Annotated in this window: 11 protein-coding genes; 1 reads left to right on the top strand and 10 read right to left on the bottom strand. The window is 26.8% G+C overall.

The features are described 5' to 3' along the window. Positions 1-148: 148 nt before the first annotated feature. Both Q5O44_RS13745 and Q5O44_RS13740 read right to left on the bottom strand, forming a co-directional pair. Positions 149-1,135, bottom strand: a complete 987-nt coding sequence (locus tag Q5O44_RS13745; RefSeq protein WP_022169020.1) for a U32 family peptidase — start codon at positions 1,133-1,135, stop codon at positions 149-151. A 16-nt stretch (positions 1,136-1,151) separates the two neighbouring features. Beyond that, positions 1,152-2,489, bottom strand: coding sequence for a hypothetical protein (locus Q5O44_RS13740; RefSeq protein ID WP_022169019.1), 1,338 nt, complete (start codon positions 2,487-2,489; stop codon positions 1,152-1,154). 203 nt (positions 2,490-2,692) lie between these two features. On the opposite strand from Q5O44_RS13740, the gene Q5O44_RS13735 reads away from it, so the two are divergent. Next, complete coding sequence (locus Q5O44_RS13735) at positions 2,693-4,294, top strand: metallophosphoesterase (protein WP_022169018.1); 1,602 nt, start codon at positions 2,693-2,695, stop codon at positions 4,292-4,294. Positions 4,295-4,354: 60 nt separating this feature from the next. Here Q5O44_RS13735 and Q5O44_RS13730 read toward each other — a convergent pair whose 3' ends face one another. The 8 genes from Q5O44_RS13730 to Q5O44_RS13695 form a co-directional block, all read right to left on the bottom strand. After that, positions 4,355-5,320, bottom strand: a complete 966-nt coding sequence (locus tag Q5O44_RS13730) for a tRNA-dihydrouridine synthase (protein ID WP_022169017.1) — start codon at positions 5,318-5,320, stop codon at positions 4,355-4,357. Between the two features lie 222 nt (positions 5,321-5,542). Continuing rightward, complete coding sequence (locus tag Q5O44_RS13725) at positions 5,543-5,692, bottom strand: hypothetical protein (protein WP_022169016.1); 150 nt, start codon at positions 5,690-5,692, stop codon at positions 5,543-5,545. Positions 5,693-5,819: 127 nt separating this feature from the next. Further along, entirely contained in the window at positions 5,820-6,476 is a 657-nt protein-coding gene (locus Q5O44_RS13720; RefSeq protein ID WP_022169015.1) for a CRISPR-associated endonuclease Cas6, read from the bottom strand. A gap of 11 nt (positions 6,477-6,487) precedes the next feature. Beyond that, the gene (locus tag Q5O44_RS13715) at positions 6,488-8,800 is read right to left on the bottom strand and encodes a CRISPR-associated helicase/endonuclease Cas3 (protein ID WP_022169014.1); all 2,313 of its coding nucleotides are present in this window, start codon (positions 8,798-8,800) and stop codon (positions 6,488-6,490) included. Next, entirely contained in the window at positions 8,784-9,452 is a 669-nt protein-coding gene (gene cas5b, locus Q5O44_RS13710; protein WP_022169013.1) for a type I-B CRISPR-associated protein Cas5b, read from the bottom strand. The genes Q5O44_RS13715 and cas5b overlap by 17 nt, the downstream gene beginning before the upstream one ends. 19 nt (positions 9,453-9,471) lie before the next feature. Further along, positions 9,472-9,705 (bottom strand): hypothetical protein, encoded by a 234-nt coding sequence (locus Q5O44_RS13705; protein WP_022169012.1) that lies wholly within the window; start codon positions 9,703-9,705, stop codon positions 9,472-9,474. An 87-nt stretch (positions 9,706-9,792) separates the two neighbouring features. Continuing rightward, the gene (cas7b, locus tag Q5O44_RS13700; RefSeq protein ID WP_022169011.1) at positions 9,793-10,359 is read right to left on the bottom strand and encodes a type I-B CRISPR-associated protein Cas7/Csh2; all 567 of its coding nucleotides are present in this window, start codon (positions 10,357-10,359) and stop codon (positions 9,793-9,795) included. A gap of 2 nt (positions 10,360-10,361) precedes the next feature. Beyond that, positions 10,362-12,029: a TIGR02556 family CRISPR-associated protein gene (locus Q5O44_RS13695; RefSeq protein WP_022169010.1), complete on the bottom strand. Its 1,668-nt coding sequence runs from the start codon at positions 12,027-12,029 to the stop codon at positions 10,362-10,364. Between the last annotated feature and the right edge of the window lie 228 nt (positions 12,030-12,257).

Below are 12,257 nucleotides of genomic sequence, written 5' to 3'. Positions count from 1 at the left end.
ACCATCCCTAAAATATTTGTTACCTTACAATTATATAAGTATAATCCATATTTTGTCATGGTGTAAATTTCTTATTTAAATTACATTTTAATAAAAAAACTCCTGATTCTATTATTTCTATACCCTTATATTACATCTTTACTTTATATTAATAATAACATTCTCCACTACAACTACCATTAATTATTTCTTTCTTTATTCTGTCTTCATATACTTCAGAATCTTTCGCTTCATCTATTATTTCTATTGCTTTCTTTAAGCCTTTAATATCTCTTTGCATATTTTCTAAGGAGTTTCCTCTGCCAACTACTTTCAAATGTGTTACACCGGCTTCCTTAAGCTTTTTTAAAGAACATAAACCACACCCGGTATCACCTATTTTATTTTTAATACCACTACATTGAGATTCTTCATACTCTATTGGATTGTCTAGTTTTTCATAATAACTTTTAAGTTTTTTATCAACTTCTTCAAAATGACAAGATTCTGAATTAATTTTAATAATTTCATATGGAAGTTTGCATAAATGTTCTAATTCATCACAATGAAAAGAACTACAAAATCCTCCAGTATAATGACATCTTTCATTTAATATGAAAGCTTCATATTGAATATCTCTTTTTTCATTGTTGCTTATACAGCTTTTAATATCATCAATAGTATTTTTTCTATGAAATATATATCTTGATATATTAAGTTGGTTAAAGAAATCAATGGAAAGCCTATTAATTTCAGCACATTCTCCACTTAAGTGTATATTGCATTTTAAACCTCTTTTATTAAGATATAAAATTAAAGAAATATCTGCTATGATAAATTCATTAAAACCAATATTTATTAACTCTTTCATGATTTCATAAATCATTTCATATTGTTCTTCAAGATAGTATAAATAATTAAATGTAATATTTACAGGAACCTTATATACATCCATCATTTTCTTAAGTATCTTCATTTCCTCTAATGAACATATCTGTACATTATAATAAAGAACTTCTCTCCTATTTAAAGGAAATAAACTACCATATTTCTTATTCCACTCATATGGAACCACTCCACAAAAGACTTCATCTGCACCTGCTTCAGCTAAGTCCTTATAATGGTCAATGGAACCTAATCCAGCTACAATCTTCATTTTTTTCATCCTATCATTATATAAAATTTAAAACAATTCTATCTATTCCATTTTTAATATATTCACTGAATTTTCCTTCATCTTTCAGTAAAGTGTCATCAAAAGCAAATAAGGAATTATATCTTCCTACCATTTTAAGATGCTTAGGATATGCAAATACATAATCCTTGCAATACATTTCACAGCCCATAACAAGCTTTTGTTTTCCTCTATCTAACTGTGTACACATTGCATGTAAAGTACAATACTGGGATGTGTTGGTAACATAAAATGGTAAATGCATACTATGATTGCCTTCTGCAATATGTACTTTATATCCACAACTTTCATACTCATATCTAGAAATGCCTTTACTCTTTAAAAATTCATTAAAATCACTGATATTAAGACTATTATCAGATATTAAAGCTATATTTTCTTCATAGCCATTTTTATAAGTATATCTAGGATCCTTTTTTCTCTTATTTAAAAGTACCCCTAAAGATATCTGAAAAAAATCTCTTTTATTTTCTAGAAGCTTTAACATTCCCCAATCATTTATGACAATTTCTAAAGGCTTTTTATTATCTTTACACCATTTATAAACACTTTCTAAAAGACTTTCGCTTCTTTCTATGTAACAATCTCTCATATAAGTAAAACATAATGTTATATTTAAATTCTCACTATTAGCTTTATCCATTATCCTTTTCAAGGTAATAATATCTGGTAATAAATTATGACAAAATTCATTACCTATATATATCCTATTAATTTTCTTTTTTCCCAAAAAAGTTTCTACCATAAAATTATTACTATAATATTCTTTGCTAAATTCTATAATATCATTTTCCAAATACCTCTTATATAACTGATAGTTATCTATCTTAATGGCAAGTTCCACTGAGTCCAATACATCTGAATTTGATAATGAATTCATAGTGCATAACATCCACTCTTTCTTTTGATCAATATAAGAGTCATAGAAATCATAATCAAGTTCTGCAGGATACGATACCATTTCTTCAGAAAATTGATTTTCATAACCATAATTCTTCATCATTACATATTTAGAATAATCTCTTAAAGTATTTCTAACTCTTTGAAAATACTCCTTATCTTTTATAGTAAATGAATATGTATAATAAAATTCTTCTTTTTTCTTTTTGTTTATTACAAAATCTTCTATATTAACTTCATCATATTTATTTTCCTTAAACATATAAAAAGCCACTACCAATTTACTAATTTCATCAGCCTCTTCTGATAAACGAACAGTAATACTCTCGGGAGATATTTTTAGTATCCGTACTTCTTTTCCATTTAATAAACAGCTGGCCAATCCTGAAGATAAAAGCTCAACTTCTTCTCTCATCAAAATTATACCTCCTAAAATTCTTCACTATATTCTTCTCTTTAATGTATTTTATATCTACAATTATACATAATTTTTATTTCTTCACCAATAATTCTCTTAAAACTATAGTAATTGATAAAAAGAAAATTCAACAATAGATTTATTAATTCTTTTGATCCACTTTTATTCATATATTTATAATAAAAAAATAAGGAGGCTTTATGAATTATTATAGTTATTTGAGTAACGTTACTTTATTAAAACTCCAATCACTACCTGCTAATTCCCTTGTTAATCCTATTATTATTGATCAATGTCGCTTTCTCGCTATAGATCTTCAATCATCACTTATAGAAGAAGCTATTGACAATTCTGTAAAGCTTTACAAGGTAGATGTTCATTTAAATAAAAGAGAAGTTCCTCTTCATTGCTTTCTAGATAAATCAAATTCACAGATTATAAATATTCAATTAAGTAATAAAGCACCATTGGAAGAAGGCGTTGAATACGAGCTAAATGTTACTTTATCTTCAGGCAATATATGTATATATATTGTAATTGATTATAACATTAATCTTGAACAATCAAATATCTTTATAAATGAAGATAAAAGAAAACTTATCCTTTGTTTAAGTGATATACATTTAGGTATAGATGATAGCTACGGTCAATTTAAATCCAACAGAAAATATCTTCATAATTTTTTATCAAAACTTCGTTTTTCTCCAAATTTAAAAGAGCTTGTGTTTAATGGTGACCTCTTTGATCAATGGTTTATACCTGGACATATAGACACTCTCAATGGAGAATCTTCTTTGAATTTTTTAGAAAGAATTGTTGAGAATAATAAAGAAATAATTAATGATATAAGAAATATCATAGCAGATAAAGAAATTAAAGTAACATATATTCCTGGCAATCATGATATGCTTTTTACTTCTGCAGAAATAAACTCTATATTTCCTGGAATAAATCAAGCAAGGGATTCCTATGGATTAGGTTCTTATACTCCAGAAGATTTGCCTAACTCTATAATAGAACATGGCCATAGATATGATTTCTTTTGTGCACCAAACCATATTTCTACCACTGAAGATAACTGTGATTTCTTATTACCTCCAGGCTATTTTTATGCCCGTATTTCTGCAACATCCTTTATAGAAAATTTACGTTATTACGATGATTTTGTTACTGACTTTACCCTTATAAGTAATACCTACTCTAATAAAAACTATCTTGAATATTTATATAAAAGCATATGTACTTTTTCACTTCGAAAATGCCCAGTAATGGAAAGTAATGATGAAAAATTTATCTATACCCTTATTAATGGCTATAAAGAAAATTACTGCATTAATGACCTTTTGCCAGATTTATTAAATGAAGATAAAAAAGATTCTAATAAATTATTTAAAGATATTACTTTAACTTGGAACAAGCGTCAAATATATAATAAAGTACCTGTAAGCATATCAACAGAAGCAGCCATTAAATATTCTATATTTCATTCTTATTTTGATAATATGGCACAAATTCAATATTTTAAAAATCCTCAATCAAAAAAAAGAATTGTTATCTTTGGACACACTCATTGTGCATGTATGATTATATCTAATAATAGTCTGGATCAAAAGACTATCTATGCCAATTGTGGAAGCTGGCTAGATAAATCTTCTTATCCTCCTTCAATGACTTTTACACTGCTTATACCTCCAAAAGATAAAACATCTCCAAATACCTTTATACATCTTTATCGTTACAAAGGTGATAACTCAATTGAAAAGCTTCAATCACAAGCTGTAACTGAGTTTAGCAGCGTATAAATCTTTCAATAAAAACAAAATTCTAAGAAAATTATACAATAATTTTCTTAGAATTTATTTTTAATCATGTTTGCTAAACAACCCTGCCCCTGCTACTATTTCTTGTTCTTCTAGTAGCTTTGACACTGCTTCATTATATTCAGCTATATTTTGAGACTTTTTAATTTTCATCGAATATTCTTTACTATTTGAAAAGATATAAATCATATATCCCCATAACTCTTTCATTCTAAATAAAGCATATTTATCATCACCAAAGAATTCTCTATAGCTTTGAAAAATTTCTTCATGAAATCCTTCAAGCATTTCCTTATTTATAAGTGCGTTATTTTTAATTTCATGCATTAATCCCGGATTTGCCAGTATTCCTCTTCCAAGCATAATTTTATCAACTGTTGGAAATAATCCTTTAATATTATTATGATCTTCAACTGTAAAAATATCACCATTATAACAAATGGAATGCTTACTTAAGCTTAATGCATCTTTAAAAATTTCTAGATTAGGCTTATTGCCATAGAAATCTTTTTGAGTCCTTGGATGAATTATAAGCTCTTCTAAAGGATATTTATTATAAATATTTAATAGCTGATAAAATTCTTCTGGGGTATCTTTTCCTATTCTTGTTTTTATTGATATTCTCATATCATCAATTTTATATATTTCATCTAAAAAAGCGTCTAATTCATCCACTCTTGCTAGAAAACCTGAACCTCTACCTTTTGACACCACAATACTAGATGGACATCCTAAGTTTAAATTAACCTCATCATATCCAAGCTGCTTTAGCTTCTTACAAGTAAATATAAAGCCTTCTGCATCATCTGTAAGGATTTGTGGAATTATATTTAACCCTCTATTATTTTCTGGCAGCATATCCTTAAACTCTTTAGTCTTTAGGCTTTTACTCTCATTAGGCACAATAAATGGGGTAAAGTATTTATCTATGTTATGAAAGCTTTTTGCATAAGCATTTCTATATATGTATCCTGTAATACCTTCCATCGGTGCTAAATAATATTTCATCTAACTTCTCCTTTGTACATTTTCTAAAAATATTATATCAGTCCTACAGAATATGAGCCACTAAAACTTATTCTGATAACATCTATTATAGCTGTAGTACTATATCATTCAATAACAAATCAATGTTTACATGGCTCGTTGTTATTAATTTTGCATTAACTTTTTTTGCTTCAAAATTAATAATATGTCCTATTGAGTGTGCAAGTCCATTAGTAACCTTAACTACAAAATCATAGTGTTTACATAACGTCTTTCCAATAAACTTTTTAACTCGCCATTTGTAAAGAATACTATTTTTTTATCTTTTAATACCTCAATTTGTTTAAGTTCATCTATTTTTTTCTTATCATTTGATTTCTTTGACTTTTTCATATTACCCCCTCTTAAACTTATTTTTATTAAATAATATTTTTATATTTATATAATAATTACTAACTTTTAAAGTAAATATAGGCTAGAAGAACACATAATTGCATTCTTCTAGCCTATATTTATTAGTTTAACTATAACTTTTTTTAATTGTACCAAATCCTCTTGAAACTGATTTACCTAACCCAAGATAATCTGGTATTTTAAAGTTAACTTTGAATTTCCCAACAAATCCAACATGAGTAATTCCTTTTAACTTCACTCTTTTCTCTTCAACATTTATCCAACAAATTAACTGTTTACTAACTGTATATCCTAATCCTTTAGACATAGAAATAATATTACCAATCAATACTTTTTTTAAAATCTCTTCTTTCTTTATTTCATTACCATATTGATATTCTGATCTGTTCTTTTGATTTATTGCTATCCAAGTGGTAACAAACTCATACTCTATGTAATCATCCGTACACCCAAATTCAATATTTTCTTTATTAATTTCTTTTTGATTAATATCATAACTAACATCTCTTATTATTAACTCATCCTCAAAAAGCCCAATTTTAGCAACAATATTTGCTGCTTCATTTATACCAATTATTGTTGGAATATTATCTATTACTTTATATTGAACTAATGGATATCTATATATAAATTTATTATCATCATGGTTATGAAGAAGATTATTGTCTATATACCTATTCCCTATATATCCTCTAATTTTTTCAGCATCTCTATTTTTCAATTTTAATTCTGAGTATTTTACAGTACAAACCTCTAAATTCAAAGTTATTCCTCCTAAATTATTACACTACTACGCCTTATAATACCTCTATTTTTATTATAATCTGATCCATTTATAAAATTACTTCCTTTTATTTCATATACCATATCTTTTACTACATCTCTATTTACAGAAATCTTATACTTATTTAAACCACGCCATCCATTAATTACATCCTGTTCGGAATAATCTTTTGAATTTTCTATTATATTTATATATTTTTCTACTTCATCATTATATCTGATTATTACATCTATTTTATTTTTATTTTCTTCAATAAGTTCAAATTTTCTGATATCTTGTAACCTTAAATTCCTAATATACTCACAATAAGTTTTGTATTCTTCAAGACTACGATTGCCTGTTACCTCTTTTACTTTGGCAAAGTATGCATTATTTATTTCCAAAAGCTCATTCTCTTCAATGACCCTTTTATCCTTAAGGATTGTTAACGTTGCTCTTAATAGAGAATTAGAGTAAACAAATGAAGCAAAGATTTTATTATTATCATCCATCAGTTTATATAGCTTTACAATTCCTGTTCCTTTAACACCATTTCTATTAGCTCTTCCTGCACTTTGGTTTATACAATCCATTGGAGCAATATCACGGTATACAATATCAAAGTCTAAATCAACACCAGCTTCTATTAATTGGGTTGAAATTAAAATATACTTATCTTTACTATCCTTTATTTCCTTTATAATTTCTAACCTAACTTTAGGAATTATCTCAGTACTTAAATAAATAATCTTTCTACTTTCCCCTAGCTTTGCCTTTAAATAATCAAATACATCTAATGTCGATTTTACTGTATTTAAAATAACTAGGATGCTTTTATCATTATTATGTTTTATATCATCTAAAACCACCTTTTTAAAGTCATTTAAATATAGTGACTTATGGGTATTATTTTCAAAAATAATTCGATTCATTTCTTTAAAAATAATATGATTATTAATAACAAGTTCTTTTCCTTCTAAGAACAATGGCTTTGTTGCGGTAACAGTAATAATATAACAATTGAAATCATCACATAATATATTAAACAAATCTTCAATAATTGGATAATATTTAGTAGGGACTGCCTGCACTTCGTCTAAAATAATTATTGAACCTGCAAGCTTATTAAATCTATGCATTATTGAATTCACTCCAGACTTAAAGATAGAGTTAAATAATTGCACAAAGGTTGTTGTAATAACTGTACTTTGCCAGTTTTCCACTAAAAATCTAGCATCATAGTTTTTATATTCTTTTTCTTCATGATCCGTATACTCAATTGGTGACATAGAATGATGTTTTAATATTAAATCTGTTGAAGTATCCACCTCATTAGCTGTTAATATTTCCTCTAAAACATCATAGTTTTGATCAATAACGCTCATAAAAGGTATGTTGTAAATAATATTTGGTACTATTCCCTTCTCTTCTATTAATCTCTCACTTAATCTAAATGCTGCTCCATAAACTGAAATTGTCTTTCCTGTACCTGTTGGTACATTTATAGATAATTTTCTATCCTTTTCTATGTCTAAGCTATTAATAGAACTTATAGCACTATCATATATTTCTTCTCTGATATTAAACAATGGTGACTTCTCAATGTCTGGTATTCTTTCAATTAATGACTTCCGTATTTTATTTTTATAATTCAAAGTAAATCTTTCACTTAGTCCTTGAATATTTTTAAAAGTTTTTCCTGTTATAAGCTGCGTTTTATCACCTGTAAGCAAAAGTGACCACAAGTATTGTAGCCACATAAATTCTTGTTGCTGTTCTTTTATTGTTTTTCTTTTCATAGTAGTTGTTCTTTTAACAAAAGCTAATTTTACTTCTTTTATTAATGAACCATCATTCATTTTACTAAAAAACTCTTCTAAATCACACTTATAAATTAACTTCAATTCTTCAATATTATTTTTTATATCTTTACTTATTTCTTTTAATGCTTCTTTATTTTCTGTAGCAAAAAAGCTATTGTTCTCTATATCAATATTGCCATGATGCCTTTTAACACAAATAAATCCTATCAGCTTCCATCTTTCAGGTAACATATAATAAGTAAAGTATGCAGATATTTCTCCATGCTTTTTTAACTCCCCATTATATTTGCCTTCTAAGTATTTTTGAAAATATGAACTTGCTTTTCCGAAGTCATGACATAAACATAATATTTCTATAACATTCATAATTTCTTTATCATCAATTCCATTTAATTGTGATGTTTCCTTTGCAATTTTCGCCACACCTCTTAGATGATCTACTAATAATTGTGATGATTTATTTTCATAAATATGTGATTTCAATTTAAAAGAAGTACACATTATAATCACCTACTTTGTATATATCACTTAACTCTGCAATAATACTTGTACCTTCTGCAAATGCAATCTTTTCATACTTTATATACTCTCTTGATTTTTCATTTTTCACTGGAATTCTATCTATACAAAGTTTAATATCACTATTTTCTTCTATTAACACCTTATCTTTAGGAATTATTGAATTTACCTTCCCCTTAGTACCTTCTAATCGCTTAGCTTCAATGATATCTTCGAAAGTAATCTTTGCAATATGCTCGCTTGCTCCTAAATATGGAGTAAATGTAAAGTTTTTAGTTGTTATGACATCCCTTATTTGAAATAGTTTATCTTCATCATCAATTACTGTAATCCTATAACTTACATCTCTTAAAAACTCCACTCTTGATGGGAATGTTGCAGCTCCATTACCACCGCTTTGTGGTACTAAGTTAAAACTTTGAGTATCTTTTTTTAAAGGGTTCAGCACCTCTATAGCTATCTTCATTCCTTTAGTATATTCAAATAATTCTGCATAATCTATTCCCATAATAGCACCAATAAGGCCTTTTACTGCAATAGGATGTATAACAGAGTAAGTTAATGCTGATGTAGTAGTATATGAGCATCTAAACCTTGCAAAATCTCCTGTGGCTTTAAATATTAAAGCTTTCATTTTTACACCTCAAAGTTTCCTAAATATACTCAACATTAAATTTTTCTGATAAATTTTCTACATTTACTTTAGGGTGAAGGTACACATTTACTTTTTCTACAACATCATTATGTGATTCTACAAAGTTAACTAATTCATTAAAATCAAAGGTAAATTCATCTATAGATCTAATAGCTAAATCATATTTATTATATTTTGCTTTAACATAATCTAATTCCCCATCTATATAGTTTCTATTGTATACTACTTCCACTAATGCTCTTGGCATCTGATTTTTTGAAGTGCTTTTATAGCTCCTTATTCCTGCTACTAGTATATCTTTAAAAAGTTCAATATCTTCTTATGTTACGTTAATATTTTGCCTTTTGGCACACTTATCGTTATACACCATATATGTTTTAAATAATGCATATGGTGTATAATATTTATCCCACATTGTCCCTTGTGATTTGTTTTCTTTTGACGCAAATGCTGCTGTTCCTTGTGCAAATTTTATTTCTGCCTCATGAATACTCTTACTCCACATAACTTGAAGCGGCCCTATAATATTAAATTTAGGTTCAGTTACAACAGCTCCAAACAATTTAACATCTATATATTCTTCCTTTAGTAATCCTTCTAGCTTATCCTTTCCATCTTTAGCATTTCCAAAGTTATCTTCAATGATTTTTTTTGCAACACCTTTACAGTCTAGGTATTTCCCATCATCTTTTTTAGTTGGTCTAACAAATACCTTTAATTCCCTATTATCTGCTTCTTCTCTAAAGTATCTTTTTATTCTTACATCAGACATTTCAAGCTTTCCTGTACATTCATCATATCTTGGTCTATTTTCGTTTATCATATCTCCATTAGGATTTGCCATTGTACAATCTGTAAATAGTAAAAATTCTCTTGTATTTGCCATAATTAATTATCCTCCCCATTTTTAATATCTTCATTATTTCCTTCTCTCTCATAAGACTTTTTAAAGTTACTATCTATTCCCCAAAAGAATATATATTTTGCTTCATCTGAGCTTAATTTTCCATTTTGATTTGCCATAAATAGCTTTGCATCTGTAGTAATTTCTTTTAACCATGGTGAATTAATGTTATATTTTATTGTCTTATCACTTAAAAGATTAAAAAAATATATAAAATCTTTAAAATCAAATTTTCTTGCAAAGAAAAAGTTTTTATCTAAAGATGTCTTATCAGCTAACTTTCCTTCTTCCATTGAATTTTGTTTTTTCATCCTATAATTAATATAGTTATATGCCATACCAATTAAAAACCAAGCTTTCTTTTCATTTATGTCAAAATAGCTTGGATTATTGTTAAATAAATCTTTGTAGTCTTCATATTTAGTCATTACATCAAATCCTCCTTTTAAACACCCTGTCTCCACTAAAAAATTATATACTTTACCTATGTTTTCAGATGTAAACTTTGAATTTCCATTTATATAATCTTGTTTGTATACCATCATTGCTCTTGTAAAAAATAGATTTCTCTGAATTTTTCTTCCTGTAAAAATCGCTTCAACAATTCTTAATTTCTCTTTATCTGTAGTTTCTATCCCTTTAGTTCCAACTTTAATAGCTGTTGAGTATTCTATTATTTTGTATAACTTTAGTTTATACTTTTTTAAATAGTTAGCTAACTCTCCAAATCTTGAAGGTAACATACTTTTTATTGTGTGATAAATATAAAATGTTTTATTTGCATCTTTTTCAAAAAAAATTATATCAGTCTCTGTATTTCCACTACCTAGCATTTCAAGAACAAGCTCTTCATCTTGACTTATATTTGAAATGAAATTTTTCTTATCATCACTTGTTAAGGTAGAATTTTCATAAATACTTTCTAACTCTTCATTGAAATCATGTGGTATAAACATAACATTTTTACCTATCCAATAAGTAGTTAACTTATCTTCCACGTATTTTTTGCCAATAAGCACATCATTTAGACAGTTTTTACACATTACCACACCGAATTTTTCCTTATTATCTATACTTCCATATACTTCTTTATCATTGGTATAAAATTTGTAAGTTGTTGTATTAAATACTTCACCTTTTTTACTACAAAAATGACATATGTGCTTATTAGATATTCTTTTATAAGTAGTAGAATACATTTTGTCTAAAAATTTATTTTTAAATATTTCATATGGATATCTTCCATTTTTAAGTATCACTACAAAAAAATTCTTACCTTGGTTTTTGATTTTTTCATAAATTATTTTTCTTACTTCATCATATTTATCTTCTTCTCCACAATAGGTTAATGTATTCTTTATTTTTTTATCAAACTTTTGCTTCTCTTTTTCCTCATCTTTAAAAAAATCAGCCCTTAACGCACCACCCAATGCGCCATTACCTGATTGATAATATAAAGCTTTTGTTGTAATTTCAGAATAAAACTCTTCACTATTTGTTATTATTTCACTATTATCTTTAATATCTATAGTTAGTATTTCATTAATGTTATTGCCTTCTATCTTATTAACTAAACTTCTAACAATATCCTCTTCTGAAACACCATTGTTTTCTCTTAAATAAGAGCCAATATCCCTTATTGCATTAATCATCCTATCACCTCCAAACTATAATAAATCACACTTAGTATTTTACTATATCTTTTCATATTTTATACATAATTAACATATATTTCATTTTATCAAATCTAGTTTACTTATTTATTTTTTACTATAACTTTATCTAAGGTTTGATTAGTTATATACTTATTACAAAACTAAACCCTTGTTTTAATGGAACTTTATCTTAAAGAGGAGAGAGTGTTGAATATCATACTGTTC

The organism is Clostridium sp. CAG:221 (genome assembly GCA_000435835.1).
Lineage (GTDB): Bacteria > Bacillota > Clostridia > Clostridiales > Clostridiaceae > Clostridium.
This window is presented reverse-complemented; position numbering and strand designations above follow the sequence as displayed.

Bases quoted from the DNA above. Each gene is read 5' to 3' on its own strand.
- Q5O44_RS13745 (WP_022169020.1), bottom strand. From the start codon at position 1,135: ATGAAGATTGTAGCTGGATTAGGTTCCATTGACCATTATAAGGACTTA.
- Q5O44_RS13740 (WP_022169019.1), bottom strand. From the start codon at position 2,489: ATGAGAGAAGAAGTTGAGCTTTTATCTTCAGGATTGGCCAGCTGTTTA.
- Q5O44_RS13735 (WP_022169018.1), top strand. From the start codon at position 2,693: ATGAATTATTATAGTTATTTGAGTAACGTTACTTTATTAAAACTCCAA.
- Q5O44_RS13730 (WP_022169017.1), bottom strand. From the start codon at position 5,320: ATGAAATATTATTTAGCACCGATGGAAGGTATTACAGGATACATATAT.
- Q5O44_RS13725 (WP_022169016.1), bottom strand. From the start codon at position 5,692: ATGAAAAAGTCAAAGAAATCAAATGATAAGAAAAAAATAGATGAACTT.
- Q5O44_RS13715 (WP_022169014.1), bottom strand. From the start codon at position 8,800: ATGTGTACTTCTTTTAAATTGAAATCACATATTTATGAAAATAAATCA.
- cas5b (WP_022169013.1), bottom strand. From the start codon at position 9,452: ATGAAAGCTTTAATATTTAAAGCCACAGGAGATTTTGCAAGGTTTAGA.
- cas7b (WP_022169011.1), bottom strand. From the start codon at position 10,359: ATGGCAAATACAAGAGAATTTTTACTATTTACAGATTGTACAATGGCA.
- Q5O44_RS13695 (WP_022169010.1), bottom strand. From the start codon at position 12,029: ATGATTAATGCAATAAGGGATATTGGCTCTTATTTAAGAGAAAACAAT.